Source organism: Janthinobacterium sp. FT14W, from assembly GCF_009208755.1.
GTDB classification, from domain to species: Bacteria; Pseudomonadota; Gammaproteobacteria; order Burkholderiales; family Burkholderiaceae_D; genus Janthinobacterium; species Janthinobacterium violaceinigrum.
This window is the reverse complement of the sequence record NZ_WFLL01000033.1, coordinates 19,127-38,661: the sequence shown is the minus strand read 5'-3', so window position 1 is coordinate 38,661 and position 19,535 is coordinate 19,127. Positions and strand designations below refer to the sequence as shown.

Annotated in this window: 12 protein-coding genes; 6 read left to right on the top strand and 6 right to left on the bottom strand. The window is 62.2% G+C overall.

What is annotated here, in order from left to right:
• Nucleotides 1–616: 616 nt before the first annotated feature.
• The 4 genes from GCN74_RS20335 to tssF are packed head-to-tail and all read right to left on the bottom strand — an operon-like array spanning nucleotide 617 to nucleotide 8,501.
• Complete coding sequence (locus GCN74_RS20335) at nucleotides 617–2,863, bottom strand: hypothetical protein (protein ID WP_152258352.1); 2,247 nt, start codon at nucleotides 2,861–2,863, stop codon at nucleotides 617–619.
• 23 nt (nucleotides 2,864–2,886) lie between these two features.
• On the bottom strand, nucleotides 2,887–5,631 hold the full coding sequence (locus GCN74_RS20330) for a type VI secretion system Vgr family protein (RefSeq protein WP_152258351.1): 2,745 nt from the start codon (nucleotides 5,629–5,631) through the stop codon (nucleotides 2,887–2,889).
• A gap of 48 nt (nucleotides 5,632–5,679) precedes the next feature.
• Nucleotides 5,680–6,705 carry a type VI secretion system baseplate subunit TssG gene (tssG, locus tag GCN74_RS20325; protein WP_193317173.1) on the bottom strand — a complete coding sequence of 342 codons (1,026 nt, stop codon included), beginning with the start codon at nucleotides 6,703–6,705 and terminating at the stop codon, nucleotides 5,680–5,682.
• Nucleotides 6,669–8,501, bottom strand: a complete 1,833-nt coding sequence (gene tssF / locus GCN74_RS20320) for a type VI secretion system baseplate subunit TssF (RefSeq protein WP_152258349.1) — start codon at nucleotides 8,499–8,501, stop codon at nucleotides 6,669–6,671. Before tssF ends, tssG begins: the two co-directional genes overlap by 37 nt.
• Before the next feature lie 296 nt (nucleotides 8,502–8,797).
• Between tssF and GCN74_RS20315 the strand changes: the two genes are divergently transcribed.
• From GCN74_RS20315 to GCN74_RS20300, 4 genes are all read left to right on the top strand, one after another.
• Nucleotides 8,798–11,038, top strand: coding sequence for a serine/threonine-protein kinase (locus tag GCN74_RS20315; RefSeq protein ID WP_152258348.1), 2,241 nt, complete (start codon nucleotides 8,798–8,800; stop codon nucleotides 11,036–11,038).
• Nucleotides 11,039–11,055: 17 nt separating this feature from the next.
• Nucleotides 11,056–11,592, top strand: a complete 537-nt coding sequence (locus tag GCN74_RS20310; protein WP_152258347.1) for a hypothetical protein — start codon at nucleotides 11,056–11,058, stop codon at nucleotides 11,590–11,592.
• Nucleotides 11,593–11,837: 245 nt separating this feature from the next.
• Nucleotides 11,838–14,540: a DNA mismatch repair protein MutS gene (gene mutS, locus GCN74_RS20305; RefSeq protein ID WP_152258346.1), complete on the top strand. Its 2,703-nt coding sequence runs from the start codon at nucleotides 11,838–11,840 to the stop codon at nucleotides 14,538–14,540.
• Nucleotides 14,537–15,574 carry a hypothetical protein gene (locus tag GCN74_RS20300; RefSeq protein ID WP_152258345.1) on the top strand — a complete coding sequence of 346 codons (1,038 nt, stop codon included), beginning with the start codon at nucleotides 14,537–14,539 and terminating at the stop codon, nucleotides 15,572–15,574. Before mutS ends, GCN74_RS20300 begins: the two co-directional genes overlap by 4 nt.
• Nucleotides 15,575–15,764: 190 nt before the next feature.
• Here the strand turns inward: GCN74_RS20300 and GCN74_RS20295 are convergent, their stop codons facing one another.
• Nucleotides 15,765–16,310: an FKBP-type peptidyl-prolyl cis-trans isomerase gene (locus GCN74_RS20295; protein ID WP_152258344.1), complete on the bottom strand. Its 546-nt coding sequence runs from the start codon at nucleotides 16,308–16,310 to the stop codon at nucleotides 15,765–15,767.
• Nucleotides 16,311–16,403: 93 nt separating this feature from the next.
• Between GCN74_RS20295 and GCN74_RS20290 the strand changes: the two genes are divergently transcribed.
• Together GCN74_RS20290 and GCN74_RS20285 are read left to right on the top strand one after the other, a co-directional pair.
• The gene (locus GCN74_RS20290; RefSeq protein ID WP_152258343.1) at nucleotides 16,404–17,525 is read left to right on the top strand and encodes a cupin domain-containing protein; all 1,122 of its coding nucleotides are present in this window, start codon (nucleotides 16,404–16,406) and stop codon (nucleotides 17,523–17,525) included.
• Between the two features lie 353 nt (nucleotides 17,526–17,878).
• Complete coding sequence (locus GCN74_RS20285) at nucleotides 17,879–18,133, top strand: hypothetical protein (protein WP_043462404.1); 255 nt, start codon at nucleotides 17,879–17,881, stop codon at nucleotides 18,131–18,133.
• A gap of 169 nt (nucleotides 18,134–18,302) precedes the next feature.
• On the opposite strand, the gene bamC is transcribed toward GCN74_RS20285, so the two are convergent.
• Nucleotides 18,303–19,496, bottom strand: a complete 1,194-nt coding sequence (gene bamC, locus GCN74_RS20280) for an outer membrane protein assembly factor BamC (RefSeq protein ID WP_152258342.1) — start codon at nucleotides 19,494–19,496, stop codon at nucleotides 18,303–18,305.
• Between the last annotated feature and the right edge of the window lie 39 nt (nucleotides 19,497–19,535).

Below are 19,535 nucleotides of genomic sequence, written 5' to 3'. Positions count from 1 at the left end.
TTGCAACCCTTTTACGCACAAATTCTATCGTCTCCACTGGATCGAGTTTACCTTCTGGCAGGGCATATTCGATATGGATGCCAGCCAGTTCACGCCAGCGTGATTTGTCCTTGGTTGAATGAACATTGTAGAAATATTCTGGATCAGAGTAATACACATCATGATACAAATTCATTAACTCATTAATATATTTTTCATGATATCCATCAAAAGTTTCAGACCCTTCATTGCCTATGGCAATGGAGGCGATACTGTGCAACTTAGAATATTTTTCAGGTTTTTCTTTTACCATGTCATCGTTCGGATTCGGTCGTACCAGGCCGAGGGTCCAAAGTAACTGCCACTCCGTTGGATAGTCTCTACGGTGCAATGGATTTAACCATTGCAACCCAACTACCTGAGCCATAAATGGTCGCTGCGCTAAATATCCATCAATAGGAGCATCAGGTACCACTATGCTTGTCGATGTACGAAAACGGGCGCAGGCTGACAAAACTAAAACAATCAGAAACGCGCCGAGTACAGATAAAAATATAGATCTAGCCATGACATGATCTCCAACAAGATCAAACAGTTATTTAATATTTTTGCATTTATATAAAAATTTAACTTCTCTTTACAAAAATGCTCGTTCACCGGAATTAGGATGAGAATCAAGAGCAGGGTTCTCTCTCACATCAACTATTAATATAGGTAGACTACCGTCACCACCAGTCTGTTGAGACCATTGAGTGATGGTCAAACCACGCAATTTCCCGTCATTAAAATACTCTTCAAACAATTTAGCGGACTCAGTAATATTTAGCGCTCTCAACAACCTCCAATCCGCAGCCACCCGCAACTTGCGCAACTGCTCAGCCTTGATACGGCACACGCCCACCGCCACGTCATATGCGAGCGCCCGCTCCGCGTGCATGAGGTTGGTCAGGATGGAGGAATGGTCGGTGGCGTAGGCGCCCGCCTGGCTGGCCATCATTTCGCCGATGCGCGTGCTGCGCCATTGCTGGTAGCCGGCGTCTGGCGCGGCGTTGGGCATTTCCTGCTGGACTTTCTGGCCGACCGGACTCTTCCCTTCCCGCACCGCCTGGGCGCGTATCACCGCGCGCTGCTCGAACCGCAAACGCGCCTCGTCGTCGGCCGTGCCCCTGGCGCTGTCCATGCGCCTGGCCTCGTCTTTTCCCGCCTGCCCCTGCAAACCGCCAGGCGGGATGGCATGATCGGCAAGGTAATCGTCGCCGGCAGCGCGCTGCTTGCCCGCCTGGCGCGATTCGCCGGGCGGGTCGTAGCCTTCATCGAATTCCTCGCTGCTCTGGCCAAAGCGCAAGGACTGCGGCTTGAAGGGCGAAACCAGGTCGGGGGCGCGCAGTTCGATTTTCCAATCCTTGTGGGGCGAGGCATTGCAGGGGCTGCGGGCCAGGCCCGTCATCACGATGAACAGGGGCGCCAACCCCACCGTCAGGATGGTGGAAAAGGCGCCTTCGCTGGCCTCGACGCCTTGCTTGACGGAATACGACGCATATTTCTGCGCCGGAAACCAGAAATCCTTGCCGCCCGGCGCAGGCTTGCGCCAGTGATCGGTCCAGTAGTGATAGCTGCCTTCCTTGCCCACCTCGAAACCCTGGGCAAACACGCGCTGCACGCACACGCCTGCCGCCTCGGTGGCGGCCAGCTCGCCGCCGTCCTTGCTGCCCTTGTCCAGCGAGCCCGACAGGCCACGCCAGCCGATACCCTCGATGGCCACGGACGACACCACCACGTCGTGCGGATTGCAATAGATGGTCACCCTGCCATACGATGACTTCTTGCCGCCGCGCGCCGCGCCGGCAATCCCGTATTGTTCACGGTCTTGGGCGGCGGAAAAACCGTGCTGCAGGTTGGCCATGCAGCGGTCGATTTCCTCGTCTGTCTGCAGCTCGCCCAAGGTGGCGCGCTGGCGGATGATGGCAAAGAAGTTTTTCAAGGTGGCCAGGCGCGCCTGCACCGTCACCCGGCCCATGCTGCCGTCCGCCGCGCGCAGATTGCCGGCCACCCAGTTCTCGGAGCTATTGCGTTTCGCCAGGCTGTACGGAGAATTGCAGATGACATAGTTATCGGCCACGCAGGGAACGCCATCCACCTTGGGCAGGCCCGCGCCGAGAAAGGCGGCCGCCATCGCCACCATCGTGCCCTGGCTGTGGCACACGATGGTGACCGGCACGTCGGCCTGCTGCTGGCGGATGGCTTCCACCAGCCTGGCCAGGCGATAGGCGGCCAGCACGAAATACGGGCGCGGCGGGCAGCTGTACACTTGCCGTTCCGGGAAGGGATTCATGTGCTGGATCTTGTTCCACAAAAATAAATCCTCGCTCAGCCCCTCCTTCCACAGGTCGGCCAGCGCGCTGCAGCCATTGGCAAACGGACCGCCGCCCCAGTAATCCTGTTCATTCAGGTAGATGCCCTTGCCGTATTTCTGCAGTTCTTCGCCGGACGCCTTGTAGCCCCAGCGAAAGCGGATCACGGGAGAAAACGTGCCGGCGTCGCGGATCAGGGTATCGGCCGACATCTCCGGATGGAGAAAGCCTTCGGCCGTGATCTCGGCGCCATAATTGACCGCCTTCAGTTCGCCGCCTGCCACGCCACGGTGCTGCAGGTGATGGCAGGAACGCTTGAGGCGCTCGTTGAGGCCCTTGCACAGGCCTTCTTCGGCGGCCGCGTACCACTCGCCGTCGGAATTGACACCGTGCACGAAGATCATGATGCCGGGCAGCGGCAGTTGCTGCAGTACTTCATGGTCGCTGCTCTGGAAATTGGCGTTGCAGGAAAACTGGCCGAGGATATCGATTTCGGGGTCGTCGCACAGCGGCGGGCGGGGATCGAACTGCATGGCGTGGTCTCCGAGGGCGGGTTTCAGGAACGGCGGCGGAAGAAGAATCCCTTCAGCCGCTGCAGATGGTCGGTTGCCAACTTCGGCCCGCGTCCATCGGCATCGCTGACGCCCGTCAACGGGCTGTCGCCTTCGCGCTCGATGTGCACTTCCACGCCTTCGACGGGCAAGCCGTCGGTGGGGCGCAGCAAGCGCGGCACGCGGCCCAGCTCGCCTTCGCCGAAGGTGGGCAGCTCGCCTTTCATGCTGGCCGGACCGTTCCAGTGGTGGCCGTCGGTTTTGACCGTCAGCGCACCGGGACCGCCCAGTTCGACCGTGCCGCCGGACAGTTTCAGGTAGGCGCCGCCCGCCGTCATAAAGGTGATCTCGTCCTGCGCCACGCCGACCAGGCGCGTGCCTGCCGTCAGGCGGATGTCCTTGGCGGCATCGGCCTGCAGCAAATCATGCTGGCTTTGCAGCAGGAACTTGCCGAAGTGGGCTACCTGCACGATGCCATCCTGGTGCGCGAACAGGGAAATACCCTTGCCCCCGTTGACGTTGCAGCGCTGGGCCGCGCTCAGCTGCAGATGCTGCCGGGCTACCAGGTCGATATTCGCACCCGCGTTGCCGGCGATGGTCCTGGGCGTGCTCAGCACCACGCCCTCGGGCGCCGTGATGCTGATGGCGGGCTGGTCGGCAGCAATGGCGGCCCCCAGCGCCTGGCTGCCGGACGCGTCCAGCGCCAGCGCCTGGTGCTGGGCGGCAAACTCGCCCAGAGAGGTGAACAATTCCAGGCATTCCTTCATCACGGCGGCATGCTCGCTGCCGTCGAGCTGCCTGCCGCTGGCGCCCAGCTGTTTCCAGGCAGAAATCAGCAGCGAACGGGCCGTGCGCACGCTGCCGCTGGCGTCGCTGCGCAATTCAAAGCCGTCGCCGCGCTGCGGCCCTGCCCCATCGCTGCGCGGCCCGGTCAGATAGCCGAGGTTCAACTGCGTGGCCGCCTGGTCGCTGGCCAGCTGCGCGCTGATCTGCGACGGCGTATCGTCAAAGCACAGCTGGTTGCCGCGCCCGCCCCGCACTTCACGGCTGCGCATGCCGGACAGGTAACGGTTGCCAGGCAAGGCGCCGCGCGCGCTCAATCCCGGCGGCGCGCCCACGGCGTTGTACAGCTGGCCAACGATGACGGGCCGGTCCGGATCGCCGCCGAGAAAATCGATCAGCACTTCCGCGCCGATGCGCGGCAAAGTCACCGTGCCGCATTGTGTGCCGCTGCCCGGCCCATTGCCGCTCCAGCTTGTTGCCACGCGCACCCAGGCCGAATCGCGCTCCGTATCGGAGGCGCCGGTACCGTTGGCATGTGCGTGGTCCGGCGCGCGCGTGGCGCCAAAACGCACCTTGACCCTTCCCAGCGCATCGCAATGCACCTCTTCGCCGGCAGGCCCCACGACCAGCGCGCTTTGCAGGCGCACGACGGGGAATTCGCTGCGCGGATCAAAGGCAGGAACGATGGCGATGCCGCGCCGCACGCAGGTAAAACGGTTGCGATAGCGCAAGGCCGCCTGGCCATCGGCGCCTGCCCCTGGCGCCACATCAACATCCCACCGCCAGCCGCTCTGCGCAAACAGGCGCCCCACTCGCGCCTCTAGCCCCGTCGGCAAGTTGTTGCTGGCCGCCACGTTCAAGGCCGTGATGACGAAACTGCGCTCGGCGGCCGGGTGGCTGTCGATGTCGGCATGCCCTTCCAGGCTGAACCACTGGCCCGCGCAAAAGTCGCGCACGCAGCCTTCGCCCTGGAAGCACTTGCTGTCCATATCGTGGCGCGCCATGGCCAGCTGGCCCAGTTGCCGCAAGCCGTCATTGCTGCCGGCGGCCAGCGGCGGCTCCACGATATAGTCGTCGAGACTGGCTGCCAGGCGGTTGCCATTGCTGCCCTGATCCACGCCGCCGTGTGACTGCGTGGCCATGAACTGCGGGCTGTGCGGGTGGCCGTCGTCCCAGCTGTAGCGTTCGGACTTTCCCGGTTGCAAGCGGCGCACGGCGCTCCAGGCCGTCACGGCATCCCTTTCCTCGGTGGCATCATCGCGGTGATAACGCACCGTGCCGGCCGCGTTCTGCGCCAGGCGGCCGGCGTCGTCGAACAGCAGCAGGGTATGCACGGGCGTGGCAGCGGCGTTCGGGCTGGCCGGCGCTCCCGCCTGGAAGCACCAGGCGATGCCGCGGCGCCGGAGCAGGCGGCGGATAAAGGCGGCATCGGATTCATTGTGCTGCATCGTGAATTCGCGCATGGGCAAGCTGCGCGCCGCCAGCGCCGCATCGATGGCGAGATCCAGGCTGGCGGCGAGCACGCTATTGCCCTGCCGCCATTCGTCAAACAGGAGCTGCACGATCTGCAATTCATGTTTGTTGCGAAACACGCGCGTGTTGATGCGTTTTTCCAGCAATGCCAGGCCATCGCGCAGCACCAGCTGATAGGTGGCCAGGCCTCCATCGCTTTGCCCGGCACACGCTTCGGCGACGATGCCGCAAACCCTGCGCAGCTGCCCCTGATCCGTAACGATCTGCAATTCGGCCGGCACGGCGATGAACTGTTTCAGCGGCAGCTGCGCCTCGGTGGCCACGCACAGGATGCGGTATTCCAGGCCGCCGCAGATGGCCTCGCTGCCACTGATGCGCTGCGGCAGCAAGACATCTTCGTTGATGCCTTCCGGGTAAGCGAGGCGCAGCCGCAAGGCGCGGTTGCTTGCAGTCAAGTCCTTGTCCACGGCCAGCCATTGCGCGTAGTCTTCCATAGGTTTCTTCCTTCCAGCAGTCAGCGGGGTACTTCATTCACGGCGGTCTCAGGCGGAACCCTCGAAACGCAGCTCGTAATGCATGTCGTCACGCTCACGGGCCGGCAACTTGCCGGCCAGGAAGGCATCCTCGGCCAGGCAGGCGCCCTTGCCCAGGACACATGTACGGACGTCTTCCCGGCGCAGCACCAGGCGTATTTCAAAGCTCATGCAGGGCAAGCCAAACAGCGCCAGCATCTGCCGCAGGGCCAGCGCACCGGGCCGGCCAGGCAGGAAGTCTTCGTAGGCACGGCGCGCCAGCGGCCCCAGCACCAGGCGCACGCGCAAATCGGCGCGCCGGCAGCGCTCGCCCAGCATGGCGCCGTGCCCCAGCCGGGCAGGCGCGGTGGCCAGCACGGCGCGCTCCTGCGGCGCGCGCCGGAACCAGGCGCCGACAAAACGCTGCAAGCGCACGGGCACGCCGAAATACTCGGCCAGCACCGCCTGCATCACGTCGGCCGCCACGGGCCGGTGGCGCAGCAAGGCCGCGTAATGGGCCAGCACATGCGCAGGCAAACCATCTTCCTGCCTGGCCACCTCGGCGGGCCAGGCGCCCGCCAGCGCCAGTTGCAAGGGCAGGAAATCGCCGCCGTCGGCGTCCTGCTGGCATTCGATGCGGTAACGGGCCCAGGCCTGATAAAACAGGACCAGCGCCCGGTGCGACAAGGTATCGAGCCAGTCACGGGGACCAGCATCGCCCGTCTGCCGCTCGTGGCGGGCCAGCGTTTCCGTGTAATGCAGCGGCAAGCTGCCATGCACGCCCAGGAAGCCGAGCATGGCTGCGCGCACATGCACCTGCGTCTCGCCGTCCGCCTGCGGCTCCAGCCACAGCTGTTCGATTTCGCCCGGCGCAAACGACAGCGACGCGCTGCCATGCAGGCGCAGGCAATCGTGAAACACTTGCTCCTGTGAAATGCCTTGCTGCATCATCCAGGCACACAGCAAGCGCACCGCCTGAAAGAAACCGGTGCCGGACGGATCGGCAATCAGGCGCGCGACTACACCAGCGTCTGGCTTCCATTGCGAGGCAGACAACACAGCAACTCCTTTCCAGTCTTTTGCGACAGGACGACCAGGCGGGTAAACGAACCCAGGTGCACGTACAACCCGAGAAAGCGCTCGATGACCTGGGCAAACGCATGCAAGCCGCTGCCGACAAAGGCGTCCTCGTCGACGGACAGCAGCACGTCGATGCCGAAGACCAGGCTGCCGCCCGCCTCGTCGTGCAGCCAGGTACTGGCGGCGCGCTGGCGCAATCCGCTCATGCCCGCGATCTGGCGCGCGGCGCTGGCCGAACCGGGCAGGTTGTACAACTCGAGTATTTGCTTGAAGAGCGGCAAGCCCTGTTCATTCAGCGACTGATGGTTCAGGGACAATTGCGCGATCAGCCGCCAGTGCGACGCCGCGCCCGCAGGGAAACGGCAAGGCGCGCCAGGTTTGCGCAGCAGGCGCACCGGCAAGGCGCTGGCGACGCCGTCATGATGCAGGTCGCCCGCGGCATTGCCGAACACCAGGCGGCCCGGCAAGTCGCGGTTGCTGCAGGTCAGCATGATGGATACCGTTTGCGTCGCGTCGTGCAGCGGCTGCATGGCGCCGTCGACAAAGGCGATGCGCATCTCGTAGCCGGGATTGCTCAACGCCATGTCCTCGTCGCGCCGCGTCACCCAGTAGCGCCCCTGGCGCCCGCCCGCCTCGCCATGGCGCATCGAATAGAACGGGTGGAATGCATCGAGCGTGCTGCCCTGCGCCGTTTCCCCGAGGACATGCACGCTGTCGACGCTGTGGATATCGTAGCAATGCGCCTGCCTGACCGATGGCAGCAGCACATGATCGGCGCTCGCGTGCGTCAGGCGGATGGGATTGGCCGCCTGGCGGAACAGGTTGACGACGGGCGTGCATCCTGGCACCAGATGCCTTGCGGACAAGGGGCGCAAGATGCGCGCGACATCCGCATCGGCCTGCACGCCGGCCAGCAGCAAGTGCACGGTGCAACGCCGGCAAGCCGGAGGCAACAGCGGGCGCAGCGCGGCCAGGTCCAGGTCGACGAAATGGAATTTTTCCGGAAAGGCAAACCATTCGCCCAGCAGGCGGTAGGCGGGATGCGAGGCGGCCCGGGCCGGCATCAATGCGTCCTCGTCGGCAAAACCAACGGGCTGCAAGGGCACCGCGTCCAGCGCCTGCCAGACGCCATCGGCTTCCACATAAGCGCTACGGGCGCGCAGGAACAGGCTGTCGCGCAGCGTGGCGCAAAACGCAGGCTCGCCGTCGAGGAACAGGCGCAGCATCGGCAGCGGCAACCCGTCCAGCGTGGACGTGGCGCCCGTCGCTTCAAGCGTGATGCTGATCGCCGCCCCCAGATCCGGCGCCAGGCGCACTGCGGGCGGCGCCGCCACGATGGACTGGAAGCGCACGTCGGACAGGCGCAGCGGCGCCACGGCGACATCGTACGCGGTGGTGAATTTGCAGGTGACGCCCTGATGCTCGGCAGCATGCATGACCGTGCCGCGCGCAATGGTGGCCAGTTCGGTCACCGTTCCAAGGTCATTATCGATGCGCGCAATGGCGCAGGCAGGAAACGGGCGCAAATAATGAGGAAAGTTCAACTCCAACAAGGTTTCGCTGAAAGTGCCGAAACCATCGGCCAAGCGCTTGGCCGTGCGCGCGTTGAACATGGCAAAGGCTTGCAGCATGCGCGCCAGGTGCGGGTCGCCCATGTCGCCGCCCAGGAGACCCAGTGCGCCGGCGATGGCCGGATAACGCCGGGCAAACACCTGGTTGTGCGCATGCAAGGTGCCCAGTTCGCGCTCGTAATACTGCAGCAACTCGTCCATGCCCGCTCCCATCGCCTGATCGGCACATGCCGGTACAGCCCTGTCTGCATTATCAAGGAAGCGGGAAAGATGAAAATTGAGTTTGAACAAGATTGCGCGCAGACGTCGGCAGGGAATGCCATCCAGGCGCAGGCATAGCAACTTTTGTTCCCTCCTTGTCAATATTAATTGACTTATTCGAAACAATCGTTTTAAATCAGGAAGTTACTCAAAATCAATCATCTTGAGCATTCCAACATCGTATTGTCCCTCTCGATGCCGGATGCCCACGTTGATGCACTCTGAAGCCAAGGTATATGGAACTGCTCGACTCCCTGCGTCAGACCCCGCCGCAAGACGACACGATCAGCGGGCACTACGAAGTGCGCCGCTTGCTGGGTGAAGGCGGTTTCGGTCATGTCTTCGAAGCCTGGGATGCCAAGCTGTGCCGTAGCGTGGCGCTGAAACGGCTGAAGCCGCAAGCCGACGTGCTGCATCCGGAAAAACTCATCAATGAAGCACGCCTGGCCGCCTCGCTCAAGCATGCGGCCTTCGTGCGCATTTTCGCCATCGAAGGCCAGGGTACGAGCCAGTCCATCGTCATGGAACTGGTCGAAGGCCAGACCCTGGGCCAGTTCATGCACAGCGGCAAGGCGGACTTGCAGGGGGCGCTCGACATCGCCTACCAGATCGCCGACGCGATGGACGAGGCGCACGCCATGGACCTCGTCCACGGCGACCTGAAACCGTCGAACCTGATGCTGGAGGCAAGCGGCAAGGTGCGCATCCTCGACTTCGGCCTGGCCCGCCACATCGACCCGCAAGCCACGCAAACGACTACCCTGTGCGACTTGCAGGGCACCATCGCCTACATGGCGCCCGAGCGCCTGATGGGCCGCCTGCCCGACACGCGCGGCGACGTGTATGCCCTGGGCGCCATGCTGTACGAAATGCTGGCCGGCCAGCGCCACTTCGCCCACCTGAACGGCCTGGCCCTGGCCGCCGCCCACATGCAGGCGACGGAACCGTGGCCCGACCTGCCCGACTCCGTCCCGCCCGCCATCAACGCCCTCGTGCGCGCGATGACGGCGCACGACCCGGCCGAACGGCCACGCACGATGCGCGACGTGCGCGAGGCGATAGGCGCACAACGCGGGGAGCCGCTCACCTTGGCCACGCCCCCTGCCGACGAGCAGCCTGAGAAGGAAGAACCGCCCACCACCGTCTCCATCCACCTGCCCCTGCCCCGCAAGCGCACCCTGAAATGGGGTGCGGGCGTGGCGCTGCTGGCCGTGCTGACAGGATGGCAGCTGCCCAACATCGTTCCTGCCGTCAAATCGTTCGTCACGGGCGAAAAAGCGCCCGCGCCATATTCGGAAATGGCCAGCATGGCGGCGGGGATGGAAGCGTTGCGGGTGTTTGATAGAGAAGACGCGCAGACACAGGCCATTGAACATTTCAGCACTGTACTTAAACATAATCCAGAGCATGCTGCGGCAAATGCCGGCCTGTCGCTGGTTTTCACACTGCGCTATTTAGGCAGCAACCGGGATGAAACCTGGCTGCAACGCGCGGACGTCGCTGCGAAACAGGCATTGACGACAGACGACCAATTAGCTTTGGCCCATGTGGCGCAAGCCTGGGCTATTGAACATCATGGCGACCGTCGGCAAGCAATGCAGGAAATTACTACGGCACTGAATCTGGACCCAAACAATCCGCTGGGCATGTACGGCAAGGCACGCCTGCTCATCTACGCACAGAAATTTGATCAAGCCAGGGATGTTCTTGACAAGGCCATCGCCCTGTATCCCCATGATCGCCTTTTTATTTCGATGTTGGGCAGGATGAATTACAACCAGGGCAATTACGCGGAAGCTGAAAAACTCTTTCGGAAAGCCATACAAATGGATCCGCAGGTGGCCAATGCGTATGCCCAGCTTAGCGCCACGCTTGAACGCCTGAATCGCGGCAATGAAGCCCTGCAAGTCCTGCAACAAGGATTGCAGGTGCATCCCGACTGGGAACTGTATACCAACCTAGGGAATGCCCTGTTTAACAAGGGCGACTATCTGGGAGCAGTCCAGTCCTTTAAAAATGCCGTCTCAGAAAACAAAGGGAACCCTGGTAACTACCTGCTATGGGCAAATCTGGCGGACGCCCAACGCTGGGTGCCTGGTCAGATAGAACTGTCGCGCGATTCCTACCGCCGTGCCATCACATTGATCAAAGTCATGCTGCAACACTCTCCGGACGACCCCAAGGTCAACTCCCGGCTGGCATTGTATGCAGCCTATGCGGGCTTGCGAGACGATGCGCTATGGCATGTAGCGCAAGCCATCCGGCTAGCGCCCACATTGCCCGATATCCATTTCAGGGCGGCGCTGACCTATGAGCTGGTAGGCAAGCGCAACGAAGCGATGGCGGCTTTGAAACAGGCGATGGAGCGCGGCTACCCCATCAACCTGATCGAATCGGCACCTGATCTGTTGACACTACGGCGAGATGCTCGCTACCAACAATTTCTCATCAACCTGGAAAGAGACAATAAAAAATGACGCCTGTAAGCCCCTGGATGAAGTTATCCGTACATTTTGATGCAGACCAAATCACCAACCAGCTTGACTATGCGTTTACTTCTTGTGACGGCAGCGCGGACCCACGCCATGGCCCCTACATGGGAGGAGTGCACTTCCAGCAAGGCCAGCACGTCTACCTGGAAGTCAATTGCTGTGGCACAAAGGCAAGTGGTTTTACCTCCTTCCAAATAGTCGATTGCTGCCTCATCAGCGTACCCCAGTTGACCCAGATCGGTCCCGATGTACCCACCCGCTATTCGCTGCCGTCACCCTTCCTGCAAGCCGCCGGCGCCACCTATCAGCTGCCTCTGGATTTTGAATCTCATGTATTGCCGCCTGATCCAGCCCTGCCCGATCTGCGCCGTATCCGCCAGGAATGGAAACACAATCTTGATGTGGGCCAGAGCAAAGGCCGCTGGGAACTCTCGTTTGTACTGACCGTGCGCATCATTCGAGGTGAGCAAGACTTGCCAGAATTGCGCGTATTCAGTTTTGATCCGGAAGCATCTGTGGGCGGGAACGTCGAAACGTAATCCTTACACCACCAACAGATACCTTTCAACCAACAGTTAGCACCACCGGATATCCAAGCCGCGCCACCGCACCGGCGCGGCTTTTTCACATCCGCACGCAATACGCCGCCCCGCCCGCCGAAAGCGGTAAAATGACGGCCTTGAACCCACGCTCCGCCCTCTGGCGCGGCCTGGCACGCACACAGCACCACACACAGCCCGGCAGGCATGCATTTTCCTGCCGCCGGACCAACGACAAAGAACACATGACCACCGTCCCAAAAGAAATCAACGCCGCCGCGGCAAAGAAGAATTCGGCTGAAAAGCTCACGCCAATGATGCAACAATATTTAGGCATCAAGGAAAACCACCCGACGATGCTGGTGTTCTACCGCATGGGCGATTTCTACGAGCTGTTTTTCGAAGACGCGGAAAAAGCCTCGCGCCTGCTGGGCATTACCCTGACGGCGCGCGGCGTGGCCAGCGGCAATCCCATCAAGATGTGCGGCGTGCCGTTTCATTCGCTGGACGGCTACCTGGCCAAGCTGGTCAAGCTGGGCGAGTCGGTGGCCATTTGCGAACAGATCGGCGATCCGGCCACCAGCAAGGGCCCCGTCGAGCGCAAGGTCATGCGCGTCGTCACGCCCGGCACCCTGACCGATGCCGACTTGCTGCCAGAAAAGGCCGAGCGCCCGCTGCTGGCCATGTGCAGCATCACGCAGCGCAAGACGGTGACCACAGGCCTGGCCTGGCTGTCGCTGGCCAGCGGCGCGCTGAAACTGATGGAGTTTTCCGGCGACAGCGCCACCGTGGCCGTGCGATTGCAGCAGGAACTGGAACGCATCGTGCCGGCCGAAATCCTGAGCGGCGACAACGGCAGCCTGTTCGACGACTACGCGGGCACGCACATCAACCGCGTGCCGGACTGGCATTTCGACGTGGTGGGCGGCCACAAGGCCCTGCTCGACCAGCTGGGCGTGGCGACCTTGACGGGCTTTGGCGCCGATGGCCTCGGCGCCGCGTTCGGCGCGGCCGGCGCCCTGCTGCGCTATGCCCAATCGACGCAGGGCCGCGGCTTGCAGCACGTGCGCTCCCTGACGACGGAAACGGAAAGCGAATTCATCGGCCTGGATGCGGCCACGCGGCGCAACCTGGAACTGACGGAAACCATCCGCGGCCAGGAGTCGCCCACCTTGTTCTCGCTGCTCGATCATTGCCGCACGGCCATGGGTTCGCGCATGCTGCGCCACTGGCTGCACCATGCGCGGCGCGACCAGAACGTGGCCCGCGCGCGCCATGAAGCGATCGCCGCGCTGGCGCAAAGCGAAGCGGCGGGCCCCTTGGCCGCCACCCTGGCGCAAGTGCCCGACATCGAACGCATCACCACGCGCATCGCGCTGCTGTCGGCCCGTCCGCGCGACCTGGCCGCCCTGCGCGACGGCCTGCTGCAACTGCCGGCCCTGCGCGGCGACGTCGTGCGTTGCTACAGAGGTGAACAATGCGGCCAGGGCGGCGAATCCGGCTTGCTGGCCGCCATCCATGGGGCGCTGGCCACGCCGACCGCCTGCCTGGACTTGCTGGTGCGCGCCGTGGCGCAGGAACCGGCTGCCATGGTGCGCGACGGCGGCGTCTTCGCCACCGGTTTCGACGCGGAACTCGATGAATTGCGCGCGCTGTCGGAAAACGCGGGCCAGTTCCTGCTCGACCTGGAAACGCGCGAACGGGCACGCACGGGCATCGCCAACCTGCGCGTCGAATACAACAAGGTGCATGGCTTCTACATCGAAGTCACGCACGGCCAGACGGACAAGGTGCCGGACGACTACCGCCGCCGCCAGACCCTGAAAAACGCGGAACGCTACATCACGCCCGAGCTCAAAGTGTTCGAAGACAAGGCCCTGTCGGCACAGGACAAGGCGCTGGTGCGCGAAAAACTGCTGTACGACCTGCTGCTGGCCGAGCTGGCGCCGCACATCGGCACCTTGCAGACGATTTCGCAGGGCCTGGCCCAGCTCGACACCCTGAATGCGCTGACGGAACATGCGCAGCAGCACAACTGGGCCGCGCCGCAGCTGGTCGACGAGCCGTGCATCAACATCGTCGAAGGCCGCCACCCCGTGGTGGAAAAGCAGATCGAACGCTTCATCGCCAACGATTGCCGCTTCGTCAACGAGCGCCGGCTGCTGCTGATTACCGGTCCGAACATGGGCGGTAAATCGACGTTCATGCGCCAGGTGGCCTTGATCACCCTGCTGGCCTACGTGGGCAGCTACGTGCCGGCCGCTTCCGCCACCATCGGCCCCATCGACCGCATCTTCACGCGCATCGGCGCCACCGACGACCTGGCGGGCGGACGCTCGACCTTCATGGTGGAAATGACGGAATCGGCGGCGATTTTGAACGGCGCCACCGAGCATTCGCTGGTGCTGATGGATGAAGTGGGCCGCGGCACCTCGACCTTCGACGGCCTGGCGCTGGCGTGGGCCATCGCGCGCCATCTGATCGATACCAGCCGTAGTTTCACCCTGTTTGCCACGCACTACTTTGAGCTGACGCAACTGCCGGACAGTCACCCGAGCGCCGCCAACGTGCACCTCTCCGCCGTCGAGCACAAGGACAGCATCGTCTTCCTGCACGCCGTGCAAGCCGGTCCCGCCTCGCAAAGCTATGGCTTGCAGGTGGCGCAGCTGGCCGGCGTGCCGCAGCCCGTGATCAAGGCGGCGCGCAAGCATTTGGCGCGCCTGGAAGCGCAGGCGCTCGACGCCACGCCGCAGCGCGACCTGTTCGCGCCGCCCTCCGCCGATCCGTATGCGCAAGAGGAAGAAGAGGAAGCGGCAGCGCCGCTGGCCGCGCTGAACGCGGCGCAGCAAGCCCTGCTCGACGCCATCGCCGACCTCGATCCCGATGCGCTCACGCCGCGCGATGCGCTGGAACAGCTGTACCAGTTGAAACGGCTGGCCGCCGCATGACCACGCGGCAGGGCATTTGGCGCTTGCTGGCCGCCGGCTTGCTGGCTGCCAGCCTGCCATGGCAGGCGGCGCTGGCCGGTCCGGGCGAGCAGGCCGGCTTCGAGTTTGCCGTGCTGGGCCATTCCTTCAATGCGGGGCCGGACGACGGCCCCCTGAAAAAAGCCATCGCCGACACCAGCGCCTTCAATGCCTCGTTCGTCGTGGCCACCGGCATCAAGGCCGCCAGCGAATCGTGCAGCGACAAGCTGTACAGCCAGCGCAAAGAGGTGCTGGACGCCAGCGGCCCGCCGCTGATCGTCTCGCTGTCGGCCAGCGACTGGGCCAACTGCCGCAATTCGCGCGGCCGGGTCAATGCCATCGAGCGCCTGAACCGCTTGCGCGACGTGTATTTTGCCGATGACCAGAGCCTGGGCCAGCGCAAGCTGACCCTGTCGCGGCTGTCCTCGACGGCAAAGTTCCGCAGCTATGCGGAAAATGCCCATTGGGAATACGGCGGCGTGCTGTTTGCCACCATCAACCTGCCCGCGAATAACAACCATTTCCTGCCAGAAGCGGGACGCAACAGCGAGTTCGAAGACCGCCTGGTCGCCAACCGCTCCTGGCTGCAGCGCTTGTTCGCCATGGCGCAGCGCAAGCAGCTCGACGGCATCGTGCTGTTTTCCGATGGCGAGGTGGGCGTGCTGGACGAAGACGACAGTTCGCTGCTGCCCAGCTTCAGCTCGAAACAGGATGGCTTTGCCGGACCGCGCAAGCAGATCCGTACGCTGGCAAAGAAATTCAGCGGCAAGGTCTTGCTGGTCGATACGCAGCGCGCTGGCGATGCGGACGGCAAGGAGGGAAAGAGTAAAAAGGCCGCGGCCAGGACAGGCGGGCCGAAAATCAGCTGGAAAGGCAACCTGGGCCACGTCAGCATCGACAACGACTGGTCCGCCATCGCCGTACGGCCAGGCAAGACCCCATTCTTTGAGGTGCGTCAACGCGCTACCCGCCCATCGGCGCAGGCGCGCGCCAGGGCATCGACTGTGCGCCGTTAGCGCATAAGCAAACAGGCCGGCATGTAGCCGGCCTGTTTTCATTCAAGCAGCGTCACGCCCAACAGACGTCACGACGCCTGACAGAACCGTAGCGAGCGGCAGTGATTTGTGGCCGAGAAGCGCAACCGTACTCTAGTACGGTGAGCATCGCCGGCCGCAAAGCGCGCCGCGCAGCAGGTTCGGTCAGGTGTTAGTGAATAGGGTGGGTGCGGAAGTGATCGCCCTCTTCGCCTTCATCTTCGTCATCGCCATGGTCATGGCCGTGTGCGCCATGCACGTGGCCATGGGCGATTTCTTCTTCGGTGGCTGCGCGCACGTCAGCGACGGTCAGCGAGAAGCGCAGCGCGATGCCGGCCAGTGGATGGTTACCGTCCAGCACGACCTTGTCGTCGGCGATATCGGTGACCGTGAAGATCATCGCCTCTTCGTCCGGCGAATCGCTTTCCGGCATGCCTTCGAACTGCATGCCCACTTCCAGCGGCTCAGGCAGGCGATTGCGTGGCTCGACCTTGACCAGGGCTGGATCGTACTCACCGAAAGCATCATCCGGTTCGATCTGGATCGTGTTGGAATAGCCAACTTCCTTGCCGTCGAGCTCTTCTTCGATCTTCGGCAGGGTGTTTTCATAATCACCGTGCAGGTAGACCATAGGCTGGCGGCCGTCTTCGATCAGATTGTCTTGCGCGTCTGACAGTTTGTAGTTGACAGTCACGACCGTATTTTTGGCAATCTTCATTATGCTTCCTTTCATTGTATAAGCTGGCAAATTATACCTTCACGCCGCCAACGGCAGGCGCATTCCTGCATTTCCGGTTGTTATAATGGGCGCATGAAAAAATTAACTCTCCTCGGCGATATCACGCCGGCGCAATTCCTGCGCGACTACTGGCATAAAAAACCCTTGTTGATCCGTCAAGCCGTGCCTGGCTTCAAGGCGCTGTTCGATTTCAAGGCCCTGGCCGAACTGGCCACCCTGGACCACGTCGAATCGCGCCTGGTCAGCCATGCGGATGGCCACTGGAACATGCAGCAAGGTCCGCTGACCAGCCTGCCATCGCTGAAACAGAAGGAATGGACCCTGCTGGTGCAGGGCGCCAACCTGCACAGCGCCAAGGCCGACGCCCTGCTGCGCCAGTTCCGCTTCCTGCCGGACGCGCGCCTGGACGACCTGATGGTCAGCTTCGCCACCGACGGCGGCGGCGTGGGCCCGCATTTCGACTCGTATGACGTGTTCCTGCTGCAAGGCCAGGGCAAGCGCCACTGGCGCATCGGCGCGCAGAAAGACCTGAGCCTGATCGACGGCTTGCCGCTGAAAATCCTCAGCAACTTCACGCCCGACGAAGAATTCACCCTGGAGCCGGGCGACATGCTGTACCTGCCGCCCCACTACGCGCACGACGGCGTGGCCATCGGCGACTGCCAGACGTATTCGATCGGCTTCCGCTCGCCATCGTTCCAGGAACTGGGCGAAGCTTTCCTGCAATTCATGGCCGATTCGATCGACTTGCCGGGCATTTACAGCGATCCCGACCTGAAAGCGTCGGGCAAGCCGGCGGAAATCCCCCGCGAAATGCTCAGCACCATCACGGAAGAGATGAACAAGGTGCGCTTCACGGAAGAAGACGTGACCATCTTCCTGGGCGAACACCTGTCGGAACCGAAGCACAATGTATTTTTCACGCCGCTGTCCAAGCCGCTGACGGTGGGCCGCTTTGCGGATGCCGCACAGAAAAAGGGTGTCGTGTTGTCGCGCAAGACCTTGATGCTGTATCGTGGCAAGAACGTCTTCATCAATGGCGAATCGTTTGCCATTGGCAAGGCCGACAAAGCGGCACTGGAAACCCTGGCCAACGAACGCGCCCTCGATGGCACCGCCGTGGCCCAGGCCTCCGATGACGTGATGGATGCGTTATATACCTGGTATCAGGATGGCTGGATCGAACTGGCCTAAATGCCCGCTGCGTAGCAAAGTGGTATTACAGTAGATGAAATAACAGCATCTGCGCTAGCGCAATGAAACATATTATTTTTATATCGTTTTGTCGCGCTTTCGCAAATCGCTTACACTTGCTTGCAATTTGCTTCGGCAAATATTGCGATATCACAAAATAGTTGCGAATTTGCCTCTTGCTCCTATTGCGACGCACCAAAAATCGCTATAATATTCGGTTAGGAAGTTTCCGTTGTCTGGCAGGCACCACCTGGTACGAAAAGCCTTCGAAGACGACCTAACGAGCGATAATTACCGGTAATTATTCATCGCAACAATATTGGTTTATTTTTTGAAATAATTAAGGAAAACAAATGAAAAAATCCCTGCTGATCGCCTCCCTGATGGTTGTTGCTCTGGCTGCTTGCAGCAAAAAAGAAGAAGCTCCTGCACCAGCACCAGTAGTTGAAACCCCAGCACCAGCACCAGTAGTTGAAGCTGCTCCAGCTGCTGCTGCTGACGCTGCTGCTTCGGCCGCTACCGACGCTGCTGCTGCTGCTTCGGCTGCCGCTTCGGCCGCTACCGACGCTGCTTCGGCTGCTTCGGCTGCTGCATCGGCTGCTAAGTAATTTAGCACCCTGCACTAAAGAAAGCCGGCCTTTGGGCCGGCTTTTTTGCGTCCGGCGTTTTATCCCCGAGATAAAAGCCAGGACTCGGCAATAAAAAAGGCTGACCCGGTTTCCCGGGCCAGCCTTTTTAATGCGCGGCAGGTGCAGACGCCTGCCGCGTATATCCCGCTTACTTCAACTGATCGTTCAGCAGACCCAGGATCTTCTCGGCCACTGGCGAGATATCGGGCTGGCCTTCATTGCTGAGGATGCTGACCAGGCTGGTCGAGCCATTGCCGGCCTTGACCAGGACGCGGTAGCGCTGCGCTTCCTTGTCCTTGTCGGACGACGAACCCCAGCTGAACAGTTTCGAGAAGAAACCATCTTTCTTGACTGCATCCGGATCGACGTAACGCACGAAATACGTGCCTTGCGTGCGGTCGCGGTCTTCCACGGTGAAGCCGACACGGTCCAGCGCCAGGCCCACACGGCGCCAGGCGCGGTCGAAACCTTCATCGACTTCGATGGCGCGCGCCGGCGTGGCGGCATCGCCCACCAGTTTGGCGTGCTGCGGCTGCACGATGGCGGCATCCACGGCCGTCTTCGCCTGCGCTTCGTCGCTGGCCGCGCCCAGGCGCGTCATCAGCTTGGCCAGGAATTGCGCTTCCAGGCCCGGATCGTTCGGGCGCGCCGTCCAGGTGGTGGTTTCCTTGTCGCGGCCCGTAACGACCTCTTCCACGCCACGGTGGCTGATGTAGATTTCGGTCGAACCGTCGGCCAGGCGCTCCACGCGCGTGCGGAACTTATCCTTTTCACCCGTCGAGTACAGCGAATCGAAGGCCTTGCCGATGGTGCTGCGGATAAAGTCCTGCGGCACCTTGGCGCGGTTTTCGTTCCACTCGGTTTCCATGATGCCAGCCGTCGGCTGGTCGACGGCGATGGTGAAGCCCGAATCTTCCCAGAACTGCTTGAGTTGCGGCCACAGCACTTCAGGCGACTGCTTGACGACCAGCCAGCGCTGGTTGCCCGCGCGCTCGACCTTGACGCCGCCTGCCGTGACGGGCACGACACCCACCGTGCCGTCGGCGCCCACGACGACGGGCGTGCCCGCCGTGGCGTTGCGCTGCGCGTTGTAGCCGGAAGCCGTGGCCACGCCGTTTTTCGAATCCGGCAGGGAGTAGCGGTTGTCCTGCTGCAATTGCGTCAGGTCAGGCGGCACGTCCAGGGTGCCGGCTTTCTTGACCGACTTGTAGTCGACCTTGTCGCCGCCGACTACCGAACTGATCATGCCGCAGCCCGCGAGGCTGGCTGCGACGGCGCCGATGACGATGCCGCGGACGGCGATGGTGGCAGGCGCCGGTTTGGTTTTCTTGCAATTAGTCATGTCGTAACTGGATAAGAAGCTAAGTAGCAGCTGGAATCA

Coding starts and splice junctions, on each gene's coding strand:
- GCN74_RS20335 (WP_152258352.1), bottom strand. CDS start 2,863: ATGCAGTTCGATCCCCGCCCGCCGCTGTGCGACGACCCCGAAATCGAT.
- GCN74_RS20330 (WP_152258351.1), bottom strand. CDS start 5,631: ATGGAAGACTACGCGCAATGGCTGGCCGTGGACAAGGACTTGACTGCA.
- tssF (WP_152258349.1), bottom strand. CDS start 8,501: ATGGACGAGTTGCTGCAGTATTACGAGCGCGAACTGGGCACCTTGCAT.
- GCN74_RS20315 (WP_152258348.1), top strand. CDS start 8,798: ATGGAACTGCTCGACTCCCTGCGTCAGACCCCGCCGCAAGACGACACG.
- GCN74_RS20310 (WP_152258347.1), top strand. CDS start 11,056: ATGAAGTTATCCGTACATTTTGATGCAGACCAAATCACCAACCAGCTT.
- mutS (WP_152258346.1), top strand. CDS start 11,838: ATGACCACCGTCCCAAAAGAAATCAACGCCGCCGCGGCAAAGAAGAAT.
- GCN74_RS20300 (WP_152258345.1), top strand. CDS start 14,537: ATGACCACGCGGCAGGGCATTTGGCGCTTGCTGGCCGCCGGCTTGCTG.
- GCN74_RS20295 (WP_152258344.1), bottom strand. CDS start 16,310: ATGAAGATTGCCAAAAATACGGTCGTGACTGTCAACTACAAACTGTCA.
- GCN74_RS20290 (WP_152258343.1), top strand. CDS start 16,404: ATGAAAAAATTAACTCTCCTCGGCGATATCACGCCGGCGCAATTCCTG.
- GCN74_RS20285 (WP_043462404.1), top strand. CDS start 17,879: ATGAAAAAATCCCTGCTGATCGCCTCCCTGATGGTTGTTGCTCTGGCT.
- bamC (WP_152258342.1), bottom strand. CDS start 19,496: ATGACTAATTGCAAGAAAACCAAACCGGCGCCTGCCACCATCGCCGTC.